This is a genomic window from Epibacterium sp. MM17-32, assembly GCF_022348205.1.
Classification (GTDB): domain Bacteria; phylum Pseudomonadota; class Alphaproteobacteria; order Rhodobacterales; family Rhodobacteraceae; genus Epibacterium.
Window position 1 is genome coordinate 55775 of record NZ_JAKRFC010000006.1, and the last position, 17608, is coordinate 73382.

Here is a 17608-nt window from a genome sequence, read left to right on the forward strand (position 1 = left end):
GTCTGCCCCTCACTGCGGCGGGTTTGGCCAGGGCAGATGGGCCAGAACCCCGTGATGGTCAGAGGCGAGTTTCGGCTGTATCTCGATCTCGCCTTTGCCGCCCGGGGCCAGCACATGATCAATACCGATTGGGTAATCGAGCGGCGGCAGATCAAATGTCGCCGCATAGGGGCCGACCCGCGCCATGCCGCCTGCCGCACCGATCTGCGCCACCGCATGGGACCAGCCCACGGCGTTGAAATCCCCGGCGAGGATCACCGGCCCGTCGAGGGTCTCCAGCCGCTTTACCACCCTGTCCACATGCTCTGCCTGCTCATGCGGCCAGGGCCACGGCAGGTGCAGCGCCGCCACCCAGAACCGCCCCGTTGGCCCCTCGATCTCCATCGCGGCCAGCCCGAGGTCCTCTGCACAGGCAAGCCTGTTGGTCGCCGTGACACCGCGCGCCAGCACCGCGACACCTCCGACCCGGCGAAACGGGCAGAACTGCTGTACTGGATAGTCGGCCCGCAAATCATCAAGGATCGGCATGTTTTCACGAGAGATTTCCTCCAGCGTGACGATATCCGCGCCTGAGATGCGAATGGCCTCTATCAGGGTCTCGTTGCCGTTGTTCCGCCACAGCATGTTTTTCTGATAGAGCGTGATCTGTGGTGTGCGCACCTCCGTCTCCGTGGGTGAATGGCCCAGCCAACTGACCAGCATCACCCCAGACGCCACCGCGCCGAGCATGGCCGCGCGCGCATCGCGGCGCAGTATAAAGGCACAGATCATCACAAGCCCGGCAAAGGGTACGCGAAACACCGCAAGGCTATCGCCAAGCGGATGCAGCGCGCCCAGAAAGCCGCCCGCCAAGGAGAGGGTGCTGAGAATCAACAGCGCCCAAATCCCGACGCGGCACAGTTTCAACATGCCGTTCACAGGTCCAGCCGCTCCCGCCAGAGCGGCCATTTGCGCGCCACAACCGCAACGCTTTCGGCCTCCTCGGCCAGCTGATCCAGCGGCACCCAGGCCAGCGCATGGGACTCCTCGCTTGCCGTAGGCTCCCCTGCCTCCGCCACAAAGAGATAGCGCACATCGTAATGCAAATGCGCCGGTTCCTTGGCCGAGGCCGGGATCTCATGCACATCGACGTCAAAGACCTCGTGCGCCAGCAGCCGGATACGGGACAGCCCGCTTTCTTCATAGGCCTCTTTGGTGGCGTTGAAACAGGCGTCCTGAATACCATCGCAATGACCACCCAATTGCAGCCAACGGTCGAGTTTTGCGTGATGGGTCAACAATACCGACGTGAGGTCCGGAGACAGCACGAAGGCAGATGCCGTGACATGGCCAACCTTCGGGTCGCGCTCAAACGCGCGGGGTTCATATGCGCAAAACCTCACGAGACGCGCCCACATGTCCCGATCACGCGCGTCCAGGGGCGTGAAACGTCCGATCCCCGCGATCATCTGCTCCGTGTTTTTATGCACGCCCATGTGACGCTCCTTCACCTTCCCGTGACGGTTGTGACAGCCGCCTTGCCGTGACCCTGACGTCGGCGCACCTTAGGGAAGCCGACCCACAAAAGCCAAGCCCCGAAAGCCTCGCCCATGCCCACCGAACGCATCAGTTTCACCGGCCACGCCGGACATGACCTTGCCGCGCGCCTCGACCTGCCCGAGGGGCCGGTGCTGGCCACCGCCCTTTTTGCCCATTGTTTCACCTGTTCCAAGGACATCCCCGCCGCCCGGCGGATTGCCGCGCGACTGTCGGCCATGGGGATCGCGGTGTTGCGGTTCGATTTCACGGGCCTTGGTCATTCCGGCGGCGAGTTTGCCAATACGAGCTTTACCTCCAATGTGGCGGATCTGATCGCGGCGGCACGCTATCTGGCCAGCCGCAACATGGCGCCCGACATGCTGATCGGTCACTCGCTGGGCGGTGCGGCAGTCTTGCGGGCACGCGCAGGCATCCCATCGGTCAAGAGCGTGGTGACGCTGGGCGCACCCTTTGATCCGGGTCATGTGGCGCATCACTTTGAAGACGCGCTTGAGGCGATCAATCGCGACGGGCAGGCAGAGGTGAGCCTCGGCGGGCGTCCTTTTGTGATCGGCAAGGAATTTGTCGATGACATCCGCCAGACCGAGCTCGGCGAAGCGGTGGCAGACCTTAGGGCTGCACTGCTGGTGATGCATGCGCCGCGCGATGCCACCGTTGGCATCGACAATGCCGCCGAGATCTTTCAGGCCGCGCGCCACCCCAAGAGTTTTGTCACCTTGGATGACGCCGACCATCTGATCACCGATCCTTGCGATGCGGAATATGCCGCAGACATGATCGCCACATGGGCCACACGCTATGTGGATATGAAGCCCCCAGCGCCCCCGCCCGGCGCACCCGAAGGCGTCATCCGCGTCACCGAGGCCGACCCGGAGGGGTTCTTGCAGGATGTGCAAAACGGCCCCTACCATCATGTGTTGGCAGATGAGCCCGAAGCCTATGGCGGCACCAATCGCGGGCTGTCGCCCTATGGGTTTGTGGCGGCGGGGCTTGGGGCCTGTACGTCGATGACGCTGAGGATGTATGCACGGCGCAAGGGCTGGCCGCTGGAAGGGATCAGCGTTGAGGTCTGCCATGACAAGGTCCATGCGCAGGACGCGATCCCGTCTGGCCCCGCCAAGATCGACCGGTTCATGCGGGTGATCCATTTGCAGGGCGATCTGGATCAGGAGCAACGCGCCAAATTGTTGGAGATTGCCGACAAATGCCCGGTGCATCGCACCCTTGAACAAAGCTCTCGGGTCGAGACACGGCTGGAAGATGCGCCAAAGCTTCCCGATATGTCTCAGGAAGGTCAGGACATGGACGCCGCAGCCATTTGATCGACATCAAGGCGCGGCCCGCGTTCCTCATTAGGGTTGCCACTGCCAGCAACAGGAGGACGCCCACCATGGGACTGATGCGCAAGCTGAGTGACAGCGCCGATCTCGTCAATGGAATGAGCCAGCGGCTCGGCATAGATCAGGCCGCGCGTCTGGCGCGTGACCCCGAAGGCGAGGCGCGCCGCCTGATGCAGATGGTGTCGCGCTGCGCTGGGTGTCTCGCGCAGGGGGCTTGCGGTGATCTTCAGGCCCGCCATGACCAACTGGCGACCTGTCCGGTCTATTGTGAGAACAAAGCCTGCTTTGAGGACCTCACACCACGCCTCTGACGGGGATTTTGGACAGCGGCTCGGCGCTGCTGCGGCGCGGCGCTTGCCGCCGGGGCATGGCTCGTCTATGAGAGCGCCATCTCTTCCACCGTCTTTGAAAGGTGCTGCTGCCTATGATCCCCCGCTACGCCCGCCCCGATATGGTTGCCGTCTGGTCCCCCGAGACCAAGTTCCGCATCTGGTACGAGATTGAGGCGCACGCCTGCGATGCCATGGCGAACCTCGGTGTGATCCCGCGCGAAAACGCGGAGGCGGTCTGGAAAGCCAAGGACGTCGAGTTCGACGTCGCCCGCATCGACGAGATCGAAGCCGTCACCAAACATGACGTCATCGCCTTTCTGACCCATCTGGCCGAGCATGTCGGATCGGAAGAAGCCCGCTTTGTGCATCAGGGCATGACCTCCTCGGATGTGCTTGATACCTGTTTCAACGTGCAGCTGACCCGTGCTGCCGACCTGTTGATGGTCGGCATGGACAAGCTCCTGGACGCGCTCAAAAAACGCGCGCTTGAACACAAGGACACCGTGCGGGTTGGCCGCAGCCACGGCATCCACGCCGAACCCACCACCATGGGTCTGACCTTTGCGCGGTTCTATGCGGAGATGGACCGCAACAAGAAACGCCTGATCGCCGCACGCGAGGAAATCGCCACCGGTGCGATCTCCGGCGCCGTGGGCACCTTTGCCAATATCGATCCGCGCGTCGAAGAACACGTCTGCGAACAACTGGGCCTGAACCCGGAGCCGATCTCCACTCAGGTGATCCCGCGCGACCGTCACGCCATGTTCTTTGCCACACTCGGTGTGATTGCCTCCTCGATTGAAAACATCGCGATCGAGATCCGCCACATGCAGCGCACTGAGGTGCTCGAAGGAGCCGAGTTCTTCTCCATGGGCCAAAAGGGCTCCTCGGCGATGCCGCACAAGAAGAACCCGGTTCTCACAGAAAACCTCACCGGCCTCGCCCGTCTGGTGCGCATGTCGGTGGTCCCGGCGATGGAAAACGTGGCGCTTTGGCACGAGCGTGACATCTCGCATTCCTCGGTGGAGCGCGGCATCGGCCCTGACGCCACCGTGACGCTCGATTTTGCGCTGCACCGTCTGGCCGGCGTCATCGACAAGATGCTGGTGTTCCCGGAGAACATGCTGGAGAACATGAACAAATTCCCGGGTCTGGTGATGTCCCAGCGCGTGCTGCTGGCCCTGACACAGGCCGGTGTCAGCCGCGAGGATGCCTATTCCATGGTCCAGCGCAACGCGCTCAAGGTCTGGGAAGAGCGCGTCGATTTCCGCGAATTGCTGCTGGCCGATCCCGAGGTGGTTGCCGCTCTGGGCGAGGATGGCGTCAACGAGAAGTTCGACATGGGCTATCACACCAAGCACGTCGACACGATCTTCAAACGGGTGTTTGGCGAATAAGCCCGCCCTCACGCGCACAGATTGAGCCCCGCCCTCACCGGCGGGGTTTTTTATGTGGGTTCTGAAGGCCCTGCCCCGTGCCGCTCACATCGCGCTGCAAATTGATCGACAAAATCGATCACAGCGCGGCGGTTCTGCGGCGCCTGCAACAGGGTATCGATTTCGCCCGGGGAGGTCTGCATCAGCTCGAACCGCAGGAACACGTCATCGAAAAAGCGCGAACTGACCGTAGAAAACACGGTCCGCAACTGCGCCAGCATGTCGTCGCCACGATGCGACGCATGCATCAGGGCGATGGGCTTTGCGATGATCTCCTCGCGCGAGACCAGCCAGTCGATGGCGTTCTTGAGCCCGCCCGGGAGCGCCCGGACATATTCCGGGCTTGAAATGATCAGACCATCGCTGCGCCCGACCCGGGCCGCGAAATCCTCGACCGCCGGCGGCAGGGCGTGTTGCTCCAGATCTGGCGAGAACACTGGCAGCCTGGCCAGCCCCGCAAACACACTCACGGTGTGAGCGGGAGATACGATCCCGGACACCGCCCGCAGCAGAGCGGTATTGGTCGACGCGCGGCGCGCACTGCCAGAAATCGCCATAAACTCCATGTCGCCTCTATAGGGGCGGATCTGTGGGGCCACAATGACAGCTTTTGCACGGTACAATCCTGCACACTCCTGCGCGCCTCTATGCCCCGGCGGAGTCACCGACCTGCACCCGGGGTACGTCCGCGGGCCCGGCACTGTATTTTGCCACTCACGGTTTCGTGAACGAATGTTTTGCGCAGCAGGCGTGTTTTCAGCGTAACCCCATTAGACAGACGCACAGGAGGTATTCATGCGTTTCACAGCTCTCACCCTCGCCCTGGCCCTGCCCTTGTCGGCTTTTGCAGCCGGCAGCGATTCAACAACACCGCCCACACCCTCTGACACCACCAAGAAATGCTGGGGCAAACGGGTCTGGGACGAGGACGCCCAGAAATGCGTCAAACCGGAAGAATCATCCATGAACGGCCAGCAACTGCTGGAGACCGCCCGCGAGCTGGCGTATCTGGAGCGCTACGAGGATGCACAGGCGGTGCTGGCCGCGCATCCGGATCAGACGGATAGCCGTGTCCTGACCTATTGGGGGTTCACCAACCGCAAGATGGGTCAGGCCGAGGCCGCAAACGCATATTACACCCAAGCCATCGCGCAGGACCCCGATAACATCCTGGCCCGCAGCTACATGGCGCAAGGCTTTGTCGCCAATGGCGAATATGCGCAGGCGCTGTCGCAGTGGAAGGAAATCAAGGCCCGTGGCGGCGAAGGCACCTGGGCCGAAGCCTCGCTGCGCCGTGCAATTCAGACGGGTGTGACCGTTAACTACTAAGCTTCAGGCTTTCTTTACTGCTGACGGCCTATCTTGTGATCTGACAGAAAGAGAATCTTTTCGGGTCAAGGTTCAAGAATGGAACAATCATCAGCCTTAGCGCTCCCCATGGCATCACCGGATATGGGGCTTGGCGATTTCGCGCCAGCCGCACCGGCACCAGCCCTCTCGGGGGGTGCGCCCCAACTGAGTGGCAAAGCAAAAGCGGCAATCGTCGTGCGACTTCTCCTCAACGAGGGGGCAGATGTGCCCCTGGAAGAGTTGCCGGACGATCTCCAGCTGGAACTCACGCAGCAGATGGGCAAAATGCGTCTGGTGGATCGCCAGACGTTGCATGCGGTGGCAGCCGAATTTGCAGAGCAACTCGAAAACATCGGGTTGTCCTTTCCCAACGGTCTGGCCGGTGCGCTGACCGCGATGGAAGGCAAGATCAGCCGCCACACCCACAGTCGACTGCGCAAAGAAGCCGGCGTGCGTCAGTTCGGCGACCCTTGGGAGCGCCTGCGCAACCTGCCGCCAGAGGACCTGGCGGATCTGGCCAAGGCGGAAAGCACCGAGGTCGCGGCGGTCCTGCTGTCGAAGATCGACACCGCCAAGGCGGCGGAGATGTTGCAGCATCTGCCGGGCCCCCTGGCACGGCGCATCACCTATGCGGTCAGCCAGACCAGCAACGTGACGCCGGACACCGTCGACCGCATTGGCCTGTCGCTGGCGTCGCAGATCGAGGCGCGTCCGCAGGTCGCCTTTGAACAGACGCCGGGCCAGCGCGTCGGTGCGATCCTCACCCAATCCGCCGCTGCCAAGCGCGAGGAGGTGCTGACCGCGCTCGACGAGGAAGATCAGGAGTTTGCCACCGACGTGCGCAAGTCGATCTTCACCTTCGCGCTGATTGCCCAGAAGGTGGAACCGATGGATGTGCCCAAACTGGTGCGTGCTCTGGGTCCGCAGGAACTGACCACCGCGATCGCCTTTGCCACCGAAGAGGACGATGTGGCCTCCGTCACCTTCCTGCTGGAAAACATGTCCACACGGATGGCCAACAACCTGCGCGAAGAGGCCAACCAGCTGGGTCGCGTCAAACGGACCGAGGGCGAGGCCGCATTTGGCCTGATCGTCAACATGCTGCGCGAGATGGTCGTCAATGGCGACATCGAGCTGAAATCGGACGAGGAAGAATCATAACCCGGGGCCACATGCGCCCCGGACTGCGCGCCTGTCCCCCTGCCCGCAGGGGGATGCGCGTTTGTTGTCAGGGGTTTCTTGTATATGGCCGCAACCGGCTCTATGATCCTGCGTTGCGTGACAGCGACCAGGAGCCAGACACCGCATGCCCGTTGACTCGTCGGAGCTGACATTTTCCCAACGCGCCAAGTACTTTGCGATCAATCTGGCCCTGCGCGGGCTGATTGGCGGACTAAAGCTGATCCCCTATCGCAGGCGCGTCCCGGCCATGGGCTGGGTGCTGCGCAAACTGGCGCCGCTGATCGGGTTTCACAAGCGCGTGCGACGCAACCTCGCCTATACCCGCCCGGATCTGCCTGCCTCCGAGGTGGAGAGCCTGTGTCATCAGGTTGCAGACAATGTGGGCCGCACCCTCGCCGAACTCTATGCCGGCGCGCCTTTCTGGGCCCGCGCCAAGTCCGCCCCGCTGACCGGACCAGGTGTCGCCACGCTGGAGGCTGCCCGTGCCGCCGGCCGCCCGGTCGTGCTGGTCACCGGGCATTTTGGAAATTACGATGCGGCGCGCTCGAAGCTGGTCCAGATGGGGTTCAACATGGGCTCGCTCTACCGGCGCATGGCCAACCCCTATTTCAACGACCACTATGTCAAGGCGATCTCCGCCACCGGCAAGCCGATGTTCGAACAGGGCAAGCGCGGCATGGTCGAGATGGTGCGCCACCTGAAGGCGGGCGGCAATATTGCCATCGTCGCGGACATGCACGCCATGGGCGGTCAGTATCTGCCGTTCTTTGGGCGCCCGGCGCTGACCTCGACGGTTCCGGCGGAACTGGCGCTCAAATACAACGCGGTCTTCTTGCCGATCTATGGCGTGCGGCAAGCCAACGGGCTGGATTTCGAGGTGCATGTCGCCGCGGAAATCCCGCACTCCGACCCGCTCACCATGTCCCAGGCGGTCTGTGACGACCTGGAGCGCATGGTGCGCGCGCATATGGGGCAATGGTTCTGGCTGCACCGGCGTTGGAAGCCGATCTACGACACGCCGCACCCAGATTACGCGTCACCCCAACAGGGCGAAGGCTAGGTCACTCGACCCGCGCCGCCGCCAGGATCGGGCCATAGGGCCATTCCTGCACCAACACCGCCGCCGGCAGATCCTCGGCAAGCGTTACCGAGAGTTCCAGCGGCGCCGCGCCATCCCAATCCGCCAGCACCTGGTGGCGTTCCACCACATTGGCGTAATCAATGCTGTGACCGGCAAGCTCACCCCGTTTGATGTCCACCCGGCGCATCGGCATATATTGCACCAGCTGCACCCGCAGATCCTCGGCACCCCCGTCCGGCAGTTGCGGCAGCGACACCGTCAGCGTCCGCCCGTCCAGCGCGACCGACAGCTTTGCGCGTGGCTTGTGGCCGAGGTAGTTCTCCATCGCCTCCGCCAATTGCATGGCATCGGCGCCAACCACATCCTCGCGCCCCATGATGATCATCTGCGGCGTATAGATCATGTTCCGCTCGCCCACATGCGCATAGCCGCGCTGCCGGTCCGTATGAGCGGGATCTGCAAAAATATCGCGCCAGCCGATATAGTCCCAGTAATCAACGTGATAGGCCAATGCCAGCACGTCCTCGCGCTGCGCCAGACGCTGCAACAGCTCATCCGCCGGAGGACAGGAGGAACAACCCTGCGAGGTATAGAGTTCCACAACAACAGGCGATGGATCTGCCGCAACCGGTGGCGTGACAGCGCAAACTGCCGCAAAAATCAGAGAGGAAAGCGAAATAAGCCGCATGAGTCGCCCGTAAGATTGTTAGGATTAACGGTGTAAGCGCCCCGCTCATCAATGGCCAATCAATCATTCTTGAGAGCAGGCGCCAAAACACACCAAAACAGTGTACTATGGTATACAATTTTTCGCCATGCAGCCTATATCCTATTGAATGAAGCACCTGCATGATGCAGATACATCGCAGCGAAGTCCCTATTTGTCATTTTTGAGGGAGGCCAATATGCCCATCACCGTCGGACAGGACACAGCCAAGACCCGTAGGACGCTCAGCGTCAACGGCGCGTCTATCTCCTATTATTCCATCCCGGCAGCCACCGAAGCGGGGCTTGGTGATTTCACCAAACTGCCTGCCGCGCTCAAGGTCGTGCTGGAAAACCTGCTGCGGTTTGAGGATGGCGGGTTCTCCGTCTCCACGGATGACATCAAGGCCTTTGGCGACTGGGCCAAGAATGGCGGCAAGAACCCGCGCGAGATCGCCTATCGCCCGGCCCGCGTGCTGATGCAGGATTTCACCGGCGTGCCCGCGGTGGTCGATCTCGCCGCGATGCGCGACGGGATCAAGAACCTCGGCGGTGATGCCAACAAGATCAACCCGCTGGTGCCCGTCGATCTGGTCATCGACCACTCGGTGATGATTGACGAATTCGGCAACCCGCGCGCCTTCCAGATGAATGTGGACCGCGAATACGAGCGCAACATGGAGCGCTACCAGTTCCTGAAATGGGGTCAGACCGCGTTTGAAAACTTCCGCGTTGTGCCCCCGGGGACAGGCATCTGCCACCAGGTGAACCTGGAATACCTGGCGCAGACCGTCTGGTCGGACAAGGATCAAAACGGCGAGGACGTCGCCTATCCCGACACGCTTGTGGGCACCGACAGCCACACCACCATGGTCAATGGTGCTGCCGTTCTGGGCTGGGGCGTCGGCGGGATCGAGGCCGAGGCCGCGATGCTGGGTCAGCCGATCTCCATGCTGATCCCCGAGGTTGTGGGCTTTGAGCTGACCGGCGAGATGGTCGAAGGCACCACCGGCACCGACCTGGTGCTGAAGGTGGTTGAAATGCTGCGCGAGCTGGGCGTGGTGGGTAAATTCGTCGAATTCTACGGCTCGGGTCTGGACAATCTGCCGCTGGCGGATCGCGCGACCATTGCCAATATGGCGCCTGAATATGGCGCCACCTGCGGCTTCTTCCCGATCGACAATGAGACCATTCGCTACCTGCGCAACACCGGCCGCGACGAAGACCGCATCGCGCTGGTGGAGGCCTATGCCAAGGAAAACGGGTTCTGGCGCGATGAAAACTACGCGCCGATCTATACCGACACGCTGAGCCTCGACATGGGTACCATCGTGCCTGCGATCTCCGGCCCGAAACGGCCGCAGGATTATGTGGCGCTGGACGCCGCCGCGCCTGCATTCAAGAAAGTGGTGTCGGATTATCGCGGCGTCGATGCCTCTGCCGACGCCACCGACATGGCGTCCGAAGGCCCCGCCCCGACCGCGCCCGCAGATCCCTGCAAATCGCACCCCGTCGAGGGCGAGGAGTTCGAACTACGTGACGGTTCTGTGGTGATCGCCTCGATCACCTCCTGCACCAACACCTCCAACCCCTATGTGATGATCGGCGCCGGTCTGGTGGCGAAAAAGGCGCATGAGCTGGGCCTGAACCGCAAACCCTGGGTCAAGACCTCGCTGGCACCGGGTTCGCAGGTCGTCTCTCACTATCTGGAGGCCGCAGGGCTGCAAGAGCATCTGGACGCCATCGGATTCAACCTTGTGGGCTATGGCTGCACCACCTGTATCGGCAACTCCGGCCCGATCCAGAAAGAGTTCTCCGAGGCGATTGCCGAGGGCGATCTGGTCGCCACCTCGGTGCTGTCCGGCAACCGCAACTTTGAGGGCCGCATCAGCCCGGATGTGCGCGCCAACTACCTCGCCTCGCCGCCACTGGTGGTCGCCTACGCGCTGGCGGGCGACATGAATGTCGATCTCGTCAACGATCCGCTGGGACAGGACAAGGACGGCAATGACGTCTACCTGAAGGACATCTGGCCCACCCAGAAGGAGATCGCCGATCTGGTCGAGGCCACCGTGACCCGCGAGGCATTCCAGTCCAAATACGCCGACGTCTTTAAGGGTGACGAGAAATGGCAGGGCGTGGAGACCACCGAGGCCGAAACCTACGACTGGCCCGCCGCCTCGACCTATATCCAGAACCCGCCCTATTTCCAGGGCATGGGCGCGGAGCCGGGCACCATTCAGGACGTCGTCGGCGCCAAGCCTCTGTTGATCCTTGGCGATATGGTCACCACCGACCACATCTCTCCGGCGGGGTCCTTCGCGACCACCACTCCGGCGGGCAAATATCTGCTGGACCGTCAGGTGCAGCCGCGCGAGTTCAACTCTTATGGCTCGCGTCGCGGCAATCACGAGATCATGATGCGCGGCACCTTCGCCAATATCCGCATCAAGAACGAGATGCTCGACGGTGTCGAAGGCGGCTATACCAAAGGCCCCGATGGCGCGCAGACCTCGGTCTATGAGGCGTCGATGGCGCATCAGGACGCGGGCACCCCGCTGGTGGTCTTTGGTGGCGAGCAATACGGCGCGGGCTCCTCGCGTGACTGGGCAGCCAAGGGCACCGCACTCCTAGGCGTCAAGGCGGTGATCGCCGAGAGCTTTGAACGTATTCACCGGTCCAACCTCGTCGGGATGGGCGTCATTCCGTTTGAATTCACCGGCGGTGACACACGCAAATCGCTCAAGCTCACCGGCGATGAAACGGTCGACATTCGCGGGCTGGAAACGGTCAAACCGCTGCAAGAGGTCGACTGCGATATCACCTATGGCGATGGCACCAAGACCACCATCACCCTCAAATGCCGCATCGATACCGCGCCGGAAATCGAATACATCGAAAACGGTGGCGTGCTGCATTACGTGCTGCGCAGGCTTGCAAAAAGCTGATCGCACCATTTTTTAACATTGTGGAAAGGGCGGCACAGTTGGCCGCCCTTTTTCGCTTTATTGCAATTGGTAATACTCAGATAACCAAAAGCCACCTATGCTCTCCCTATAAATAGCGAGGCGAACGCGAGGCGTCACAATGATCGCAGTCATAACGAAATACTACCCGCTCCGGGACAAGTTCGACGAGGTGCTCGACTGTGCCGCGGCTCTCGCCCGTGACGAGTCCGGGCGGCGCGTTGGCTGCTATGAAACGCGGCTCTTTGCAGCGCGCGAAAGCGGCGAAATCAAGTCGATCAGCCTCTGGCACAGCCAGCAGGTGTTTGAGGACTATCTTGATGCTGTGGTGTCCGGCGATGACCTGATGGAGTTCCAGTCCACCTACCTGCGCCGCGAAATCGACACGCAAGTCTATGAAACGGTCGACACCGAACTCTCCGCGTCTCTGGCCTCCGACATGGCGCCTGAGTGTCGGACCGGCACCTGATCAGCGCTTCTGCGCCGGGTCCCGGATCGGGGTCTTGCACAAGCCGCGCGCGTGGCGTTGACTGACCGCATCCAGTTCCGGAGGTTTCATGCGACGCACCGTCCTCGTCACCGGCGGCACCTATGGTCTCGGCCGGGCCATTTCCGCCGAACTTGCCCGCGATCACAATATCCTGCGGTCCTATCGCAAGACCGCACCGGGTGATGATCTGGAGGCCCAGGACAATGTTGTCTCCTGCCCCTGCGACCTGTTGCAAGACGGCAGTGCCGAGGATCTGGTGGCACGCGCCCTGGATCAATTCGGCCGCATCGATGTCATCGTGAACAATGCGGGGCTGGTTCAGAGCACCCCGAAAGAGCGCTTTGATGCCGATGCGCACCAGAACGTGTTCGCGCTGAATGCGATCGCGCCGCAGGCCCTGCTGACCGCAGCGCTGCCACACCTGCGCGCAGGTGCCGCGATCGTCAGTATTTCCTCGGTGAATGCGGTGCTGCCGCCGCAGGGCGCGGCCAGCTATGGCGCCAGCAAGGCCGCGCTCAATCTCTGGACCAGGGCGATGGCCAAGGAACTCGGCCCGCAGGGCATCCGCGTCAATGCGGTGGCACCGGGGGCGATCAACGTTCCCGAAGCACCCCGATCCGACGAGTTGACGCAACTGTTTGTCAAGGACACCGCCCTTGGACGCCCCGGCACGCCGGAAGACATCGCAAAGGCGGTGCGTTTTCTGGCCTCGGACGAGGCCAGCTTCATCACCGGTGAGATCCTGACCGTCGCGGGCGGCTACCGGCTCTGAGCATCGTCAGTACGCTGCGTGAAAGATCTGGCGGCTGTGCTGCGGGGTTTCGACCTCATCCAGCAGGGCCACGGCAAAATCCTCTGCCGAAATGCGGCTGTTGCCCTCTTCGTCCGTCATGAACTGCCGGCCACCAAGGCGGAACGTGCCGGTGCGTTCACCGGGTTCGATCAGACCGGCCGGTGCCATCACCGTGTAGTTCAGATCGCTGGCGGCGATCTTTTCATAGGCCTGGCGCATGCCCTGCGCTTCGCTGCGGTAGGGCTCTGGCACCACCTCCGCCACCGGGCTGCCGTCGGGCAGGTTGAGCGATCCGGCTCCGCCCACGACCACGATGCGGTTCTGCCCCAGCGCCGCTATCAAAGCATCCGCATAGGCGTTGGATTCCGCGATCGCATCGCCGGTGCTGCGCGGGCTGACGGCGGTAATGGTCACATCCGCAGCCTCTGCCTGCGCCGCAAGCGCCGCGGTATCCTCCAGCGCCACCTGCACGGCGGTGACACCGTCCCGGAGGGCTGAGGTCTCGGGGCTGCGGCTGCCAATGGTGACATCGTGACCGCGCGACAGGGCTTCGGTTACGATCCGGCTGCCGATCATGCCGGTGCCGCCTAGAACAAAGAGCTTCATCTGGTCTCTCCAAATTGATAGTTACTGATAAGAACTACCTAAGTGCAGAGAACCGCGCCCGGAATACGCATGTTTTGGGCACATAGTTACCTGAAAGGAACCGCCATGGGACGTCGTCGCGCTGTGGATTACGATTGCGCCGTCCGGGATGTGCTGGACCGCATCGGAGATGCATGGTCCGTTCTGGTCATCCTTGAACTGTCCAAAGGCCCGTGTCGTTTCAATGCCTTGCGCAGGGTTATTGATGCGATCTCGCAACGTATGCTGTCGGTGACGCTGCGCAATCTGGAACGCGACGGGCTGGTCGCGCGTCAGGTTCTGGACCTGTCCCCGCCGCAGGTGGAATACAGCCTGACCGCGCGCGGCCACTCCCTGCACGCCGCCATTGGCCAATTGGCGCAATGGGCCGAACACAATCAGCCCGGCATCCGCGCCTCCCGCGCTTCTTATGACGCGCGAGAGGCCGTGACCTCCTGATTTCGAACTGTGAAGGAGGGGCCGCGCCTATTGCGCCGCCTTTTCCATCGCCGGGCGAATGGTCTCTTCCAGTACCCGGCTGGTGATCGGCCCGGCAAAGCGCAGCACGATGGTGCCTTCGCCGTCAATCACATAGGTTTCCGGCACGCCGTACACCCCCCAGTCCAGCGCCATACGGCCCTGCTCGTCCCGGCCGACTGCGGCGTAAGGATCGCCCAGTTCCTCAAGGAAGCTCTGCGCGTTGCCCAGCTGATCCTTGTAATTCACCCCGTAAATCGGCACGCCCTCTTCCGAGAGCGCTGTCAGGCTGGGGTGTTCGGCGCGGCAAGGACCACACCAGCTGGCCCAATAGTTCACCAGCTTGACCTCACCATCGCGCAGTGCGGCGTCGTCAAAATTCTCTTTGCCAGGGAACTCGCTCAGCGCCACCGGCGGGGCGGTTTTGCCTTCGCGCGCCGAGGGCAGGCTTTCGGGATCTTCACGGCCCATCCCCACGAGGGCGAGGCCCACAAAGGCTGCAAACACCACGACAGGAATGGCCATCATCGGCGAAATCTTAGCCATTGCGGCGCATCCTTTCCTCAACCTGTTTCAGGTCTGCCCGTACTTTTGCGCCGCGCATCAAGGTCATCACCAAGAGCGCCAGCAACAGCAGCAGCGATACCCCATAAGCGGACAGCACGGTGTCGGCATATTTCCCCAGATCAGGCATCCATCATCCTTTCCCGCGCGATCAGTGCAGACATCCGGCGCGCGCGAATCTCGGTGCCGGTGCGATAGAGCACCAGCGCAATAAACAACAAGCCAAACCCGGCCATGCAGGCATAAAGCGGAAAGGCAAAAACGTCCGCGACATTCTCTTCCTTATCAAGCGACAGCGATGCCCCCTGATGCAGGCCCTGATTCCAGAAATTCACCGCATAACGCGACAGGACAGCAAAGACCGACCCCACCAAGCAGAGGATCGAGGTCAGATCCGCGGCGGTATCGGGATTATCAATCGCTTCCCACAGCGCGATATAGCCAAGGTAGAACAGGAACAGCACGAGAAATGAGGTAAGCCGCGGATCCCACGCCCACCACGTGCCCCACATCGGTTGGCCCCAGATCGCGCCGGTGATCAGCGCAATCAGCGTCATCACCACCCCCACGGGGGCGGCGGCCTTGGCGGCCAGTGCGCTCACGTGATGGCGGCGGATCACCCAGATCAGCGAGGCCACCAGCATCATGAACCATGCATTGATTGCCATCAGCGCGGCGGGCACATGCAGGTAGATGATCTTGACGGTAGAGCCCTGCCGGTAATCATCCGGCGTGAAGAAAAACCCCCAGATCAACCCGCCCACAATACATGCACCTGCTGCCACCCAGAGGGCTGGCAACACGCGCGCGCTGGTGCGCAGGAACTTCTTCGGATTGGCATATTCCCAGATCGACATGGTGGCTATCTAGCTCTTGTTTCCGGTCATCACAATCACCGCCATCAGCGCAAATTGACGCGCAGCACAGCAGCGGAGGCAAAGGGCAAAAGGGCGATGGTGCCAAGAGTAATCCCGGCCAACATCAACAGGGGCGTTTCCACGCTCATACCTGAGGCCCCCCGGCGGGCGACTTCGGCGCCAAAAATCAACGTCGGCACGTAAAGCGGCATCACCAGAAGCGACAACAGCAAGCCGCCACGTTTCAGCCCCACGGTCAGCGCCGCGCCAAAGGTGCCAACCACCGACAGGGCCGGGGTGCCAATCAACAGCGACAGCGTGATCCAGAGGTATCCGCCGGCAGGCAGGTTCAACAGCACGCCCAGCACAGGCGCGGCCAGAACCAGCGGCAGCCCGGTGGTCAGCCAATGCGCCAGGGCCTTGATGCTCAACACGCCTTCGAGCGGCAAGGGGGCCGTGGCCAGCAAATCGAGCGAGCCATCCTCCCAATCCAGCGCCAGAAGGCGATCCAGCGACAACAGGCACGCCAACAAGGCTCCGAGCCACAAAATCCCCGGCGCAATCAGCGACAGCGTGTCGGAGTTCGGCCCGACCGAGAACGGCACCATCACCGTCACGATCAAAAAGAACGCAAGACCCAAGCCAAAGCCGCCCCCGGCGCGAAAGGCCAGCCGCAAATCCCGAACCAGCAGCGCGATCACAAGAAGCCCCCCGCGTCATCCGCATCATAGGCCGGAAGCTTTGCCTTGAACGGGGCAAGGTCCAGAACACGCCCCTCGATCCCGAGGTCGATATGGGTCGCCATGATCGCCGCTCCGCCCGCCGCGAGATGGGTGCGAATGGTCGCGGCAAACAGCTGAACGGAGGCTGCATCCAAACTGACGGTGGGTTCATCCAAAATCCACAGCCGCCGGCCCGTGACCATCAGCCGCGCCAGGGACAGGCGGCGCTTTTGCCCCGCCGACAGCCCCCCGGCCGGACGGTCCCGCAGCGTGGCTAGATCAAACGCCCTAATCGCAGCGTCAGGGTCGCCGCCCCCAAACACCCGCGCCCAGAAGGCGAGGTTTTCATCCACCGTCAGCGTCAACTTCAGCCCGTCCGCATGGGCCGCATAGGCGATGTCCTCAACGTCCCCGAGGATTTCACCACAGAGCGGCGGCTGCAGGCGGGCCAGCGTGCGCAACAGCGTGGTCTTGCCAATCCCGTTAGGACCGCGCAACACCAGCGCCTCACCGCCCGAGAGCGCAAATTGCACCCCTGCCAGCACCGGCATCCCGCCCCGGCTTACGCCCAGATCCCTGACCTCAATCATGTTTGTTCCGATGTATTGTTCTTCTGGCCCAACGCCTTATCACGGCTCAGCAAAAGCAGCGATCGCCTCGCACCGCCTTGCGCCAGATCAAACCGGCAGCGCTGCCAGCGCAATGCGGCGGCCTTCGGACAACAGCACATTATAGGTACGGCAGGCGGCAGGAGAGTTCATCACCTCGACGCCCAATCCCGCCTCTTCCAGCACCTGACGCAGATCGCCGGGAATATGCGCAATTTCCGCGCCGGTGCCGATGAACAGCACATCCACCTCGCCAACCAACGCCAGCAAGGGCGCCTGATCCGTGAACCCGCCCCAGCTGGAGGTGCCCTTGGCCCCGGTCAGGATGGCGCCGTCCCTGACCTCACCACCGACACGAAAGAAGCCGGGACCATACCCGTCGATCGGAACGGCGTCGGAATAGACCACTTCATTGAGGCGCATGGGAGACTCCTTGCTGAGGTTTACCGAGGTGAATACCACGCCGGCCACGGCGCTGAAACCGGCAAGTGCGGATGCGAGGCTCTGCCTCGCGCTCCGAGGTATTTGGGAAAAGATGAAAC

The 17608-nt window shown here is 62.2% G+C and carries 21 protein-coding genes; 10 read left to right on the forward strand and 11 right to left on the reverse strand.

Translation table 11 applies throughout. The features are described from left to right. Positions 1-9 precede the first annotated feature (9 nt). Positions 10-909, reverse strand: coding sequence for an endonuclease/exonuclease/phosphatase family protein (locus tag MHM88_RS11445; RefSeq protein WP_239364724.1), 900 nt, complete (start codon positions 907-909; stop codon positions 10-12). A gap of 5 nt (positions 910-914) precedes the next feature. Then, positions 915-1475, reverse strand: coding sequence for an NUDIX hydrolase (locus tag MHM88_RS11450; RefSeq protein WP_239364727.1), 561 nt, complete (start codon positions 1473-1475; stop codon positions 915-917). A 114-nt stretch (positions 1476-1589) separates the two neighbouring features. Here MHM88_RS11450 and MHM88_RS11455 point away from each other — a divergent pair, with 114 nt between their 5' ends. The 3 genes from MHM88_RS11455 (at position 1590) to purB (ending at position 4608) form a co-directional block, all read left to right on the forward strand. Beyond that, on the forward strand, positions 1590-2861 hold the full coding sequence (locus tag MHM88_RS11455; RefSeq protein WP_239364731.1) for a bifunctional alpha/beta hydrolase/OsmC family protein: 1272 nt from the start codon (positions 1590-1592) through the stop codon (positions 2859-2861). 68 nt (positions 2862-2929) lie between these two features. Further along, the gene (locus MHM88_RS11460) at positions 2930-3190 is read left to right on the forward strand and encodes a DUF6455 family protein (protein WP_239364734.1); all 261 of its coding nucleotides are present in this window, start codon (positions 2930-2932) and stop codon (positions 3188-3190) included. Between the two features lie 113 nt (positions 3191-3303). Further along, positions 3304-4608 (forward strand): adenylosuccinate lyase, encoded by a 1305-nt coding sequence (gene purB / locus MHM88_RS11465; RefSeq protein WP_239364737.1) that lies wholly within the window; start codon positions 3304-3306, stop codon positions 4606-4608. A 50-nt stretch (positions 4609-4658) separates the two neighbouring features. Here purB and MHM88_RS11470 read toward each other — a convergent pair whose 3' ends face one another. Continuing rightward, positions 4659-5270: an NADPH-dependent FMN reductase gene (locus tag MHM88_RS11470; RefSeq protein ID WP_239364740.1), complete on the reverse strand. Its 612-nt coding sequence runs from the start codon at positions 5268-5270 to the stop codon at positions 4659-4661. Between the two features lie 172 nt (positions 5271-5442). On the opposite strand from MHM88_RS11470, the gene MHM88_RS11475 reads away from it, so the two are divergent. The 3 genes from MHM88_RS11475 (at position 5443) to MHM88_RS11485 (ending at position 8239) form a co-directional block, all read left to right on the forward strand. Next, positions 5443-5976 (forward strand): tetratricopeptide repeat protein, encoded by a 534-nt coding sequence (locus tag MHM88_RS11475; protein ID WP_239364743.1) that lies wholly within the window; start codon positions 5443-5445, stop codon positions 5974-5976. Positions 5977-6054: 78 nt separating this feature from the next. Continuing rightward, positions 6055-7158: a flagellar motor switch protein FliG gene (locus tag MHM88_RS11480; protein ID WP_239319611.1), complete on the forward strand. Its 1104-nt coding sequence runs from the start codon at positions 6055-6057 to the stop codon at positions 7156-7158. A 145-nt stretch (positions 7159-7303) separates the two neighbouring features. Continuing rightward, positions 7304-8239: a lysophospholipid acyltransferase family protein gene (locus tag MHM88_RS11485; RefSeq protein ID WP_239364747.1), complete on the forward strand. Its 936-nt coding sequence runs from the start codon at positions 7304-7306 to the stop codon at positions 8237-8239. Between the two features lies 1 nt (position 8240). Here MHM88_RS11485 and MHM88_RS11490 read toward each other — a convergent pair whose 3' ends face one another. Then, positions 8241-8948: a thioredoxin family protein gene (locus MHM88_RS11490; protein ID WP_239364750.1), complete on the reverse strand. Its 708-nt coding sequence runs from the start codon at positions 8946-8948 to the stop codon at positions 8241-8243. A 217-nt stretch (positions 8949-9165) separates the two neighbouring features. On the opposite strand from MHM88_RS11490, the gene acnA reads away from it, so the two are divergent. The 3 genes from acnA (at position 9166) to MHM88_RS11505 (ending at position 13193) form a co-directional block, all read left to right on the forward strand. Beyond that, positions 9166-11913 carry an aconitate hydratase AcnA gene (acnA, locus tag MHM88_RS11495; RefSeq protein WP_239364753.1) on the forward strand — a complete coding sequence of 916 codons (2748 nt, stop codon included), beginning with the start codon at positions 9166-9168 and terminating at the stop codon, positions 11911-11913. A gap of 139 nt (positions 11914-12052) precedes the next feature. Beyond that, on the forward strand, positions 12053-12400 hold the full coding sequence (locus tag MHM88_RS11500) for an antibiotic biosynthesis monooxygenase (protein WP_239319607.1): 348 nt from the start codon (positions 12053-12055) through the stop codon (positions 12398-12400). Between the two features lie 88 nt (positions 12401-12488). After that, complete coding sequence (locus tag MHM88_RS11505) at positions 12489-13193, forward strand: SDR family NAD(P)-dependent oxidoreductase (protein WP_239364761.1); 705 nt, start codon at positions 12489-12491, stop codon at positions 13191-13193. A gap of 6 nt (positions 13194-13199) precedes the next feature. Here MHM88_RS11505 and MHM88_RS11510 read toward each other — a convergent pair whose 3' ends face one another. Further along, positions 13200-13820: an NAD(P)-dependent oxidoreductase gene (locus MHM88_RS11510; protein WP_239364764.1), complete on the reverse strand. Its 621-nt coding sequence runs from the start codon at positions 13818-13820 to the stop codon at positions 13200-13202. Positions 13821-13925: 105 nt separating this feature from the next. Between MHM88_RS11510 and MHM88_RS11515 the strand changes: the two genes are divergently transcribed. Further along, complete coding sequence (locus tag MHM88_RS11515) at positions 13926-14297, forward strand: helix-turn-helix domain-containing protein (protein ID WP_239319603.1); 372 nt, start codon at positions 13926-13928, stop codon at positions 14295-14297. 27 nt (positions 14298-14324) lie between these two features. On the opposite strand, the gene MHM88_RS11520 is transcribed toward MHM88_RS11515, so the two are convergent. From MHM88_RS11520 to MHM88_RS11545, 6 genes are all read right to left on the reverse strand, one after another. Then, positions 14325-14861, reverse strand: coding sequence for a DsbE family thiol:disulfide interchange protein (locus MHM88_RS11520; protein ID WP_239364767.1), 537 nt, complete (start codon positions 14859-14861; stop codon positions 14325-14327). Beyond that, positions 14854-15009 (reverse strand): heme exporter protein CcmD, encoded by a 156-nt coding sequence (gene ccmD, locus MHM88_RS11525; RefSeq protein WP_005626503.1) that lies wholly within the window; start codon positions 15007-15009, stop codon positions 14854-14856. The genes MHM88_RS11520 and ccmD overlap by 8 nt, the downstream gene beginning before the upstream one ends. Then, positions 15002-15736, reverse strand: a complete 735-nt coding sequence (locus MHM88_RS11530; RefSeq protein WP_239319600.1) for a heme ABC transporter permease — start codon at positions 15734-15736, stop codon at positions 15002-15004. Before MHM88_RS11530 ends, ccmD begins: the two co-directional genes overlap by 8 nt. A gap of 44 nt (positions 15737-15780) precedes the next feature. Further along, positions 15781-16437 carry a heme exporter protein CcmB gene (ccmB, locus tag MHM88_RS11535; RefSeq protein WP_065323645.1) on the reverse strand — a complete coding sequence of 219 codons (657 nt, stop codon included), beginning with the start codon at positions 16435-16437 and terminating at the stop codon, positions 15781-15783. Continuing rightward, on the reverse strand, positions 16434-17048 hold the full coding sequence (gene ccmA, locus MHM88_RS11540; protein WP_239364770.1) for a heme ABC exporter ATP-binding protein CcmA: 615 nt from the start codon (positions 17046-17048) through the stop codon (positions 16434-16436). Before ccmA ends, ccmB begins: the two co-directional genes overlap by 4 nt. An 87-nt stretch (positions 17049-17135) precedes the next feature. Next, positions 17136-17489 carry an Mth938-like domain-containing protein gene (locus MHM88_RS11545; RefSeq protein WP_239319594.1) on the reverse strand — a complete coding sequence of 118 codons (354 nt, stop codon included), beginning with the start codon at positions 17487-17489 and terminating at the stop codon, positions 17136-17138. Positions 17490-17608: the final 119 nt, after the last annotated feature.

Coding starts and splice junctions, on each gene's coding strand:
- MHM88_RS11515 (WP_239319603.1), top strand. CDS start 13,926: ATGGGACGTCGTCGCGCTGTGGATTACGATTGCGCCGTCCGGGATGTG.
- MHM88_RS11480 (WP_239319611.1), top strand. CDS start 6,055: ATGGAACAATCATCAGCCTTAGCGCTCCCCATGGCATCACCGGATATG.
- acnA (WP_239364753.1), top strand. CDS start 9,166: ATGCCCATCACCGTCGGACAGGACACAGCCAAGACCCGTAGGACGCTC.
- MHM88_RS11545 (WP_239319594.1), bottom strand. CDS start 17,489: ATGCGCCTCAATGAAGTGGTCTATTCCGACGCCGTTCCGATCGACGGG.
- MHM88_RS11455 (WP_239364731.1), top strand. CDS start 1,590: ATGCCCACCGAACGCATCAGTTTCACCGGCCACGCCGGACATGACCTT.
- ccmA (WP_239364770.1), bottom strand. CDS start 17,048: ATGATTGAGGTCAGGGATCTGGGCGTAAGCCGGGGCGGGATGCCGGTG.
- MHM88_RS11490 (WP_239364750.1), bottom strand. CDS start 8,948: ATGCGGCTTATTTCGCTTTCCTCTCTGATTTTTGCGGCAGTTTGCGCT.
- MHM88_RS11510 (WP_239364764.1), bottom strand. CDS start 13,820: ATGAAGCTCTTTGTTCTAGGCGGCACCGGCATGATCGGCAGCCGGATC.
- MHM88_RS11450 (WP_239364727.1), bottom strand. CDS start 1,475: ATGGGCGTGCATAAAAACACGGAGCAGATGATCGCGGGGATCGGACGT.
- MHM88_RS11475 (WP_239364743.1), top strand. CDS start 5,443: ATGCGTTTCACAGCTCTCACCCTCGCCCTGGCCCTGCCCTTGTCGGCT.
- MHM88_RS11460 (WP_239364734.1), top strand. CDS start 2,930: ATGGGACTGATGCGCAAGCTGAGTGACAGCGCCGATCTCGTCAATGGA.
- MHM88_RS11485 (WP_239364747.1), top strand. CDS start 7,304: ATGCCCGTTGACTCGTCGGAGCTGACATTTTCCCAACGCGCCAAGTAC.
- MHM88_RS11530 (WP_239319600.1), bottom strand. CDS start 15,736: ATGTCGATCTGGGAATATGCCAATCCGAAGAAGTTCCTGCGCACCAGC.
- MHM88_RS11520 (WP_239364767.1), bottom strand. CDS start 14,861: ATGGCTAAGATTTCGCCGATGATGGCCATTCCTGTCGTGGTGTTTGCA.
- MHM88_RS11505 (WP_239364761.1), top strand. CDS start 12,489: ATGCGACGCACCGTCCTCGTCACCGGCGGCACCTATGGTCTCGGCCGG.
- purB (WP_239364737.1), top strand. CDS start 3,304: ATGATCCCCCGCTACGCCCGCCCCGATATGGTTGCCGTCTGGTCCCCC.
- MHM88_RS11500 (WP_239319607.1), top strand. CDS start 12,053: ATGATCGCAGTCATAACGAAATACTACCCGCTCCGGGACAAGTTCGAC.
- MHM88_RS11445 (WP_239364724.1), bottom strand. CDS start 909: ATGTTGAAACTGTGCCGCGTCGGGATTTGGGCGCTGTTGATTCTCAGC.
- ccmD (WP_005626503.1), bottom strand. CDS start 15,009: ATGCCTGATCTGGGGAAATATGCCGACACCGTGCTGTCCGCTTATGGG.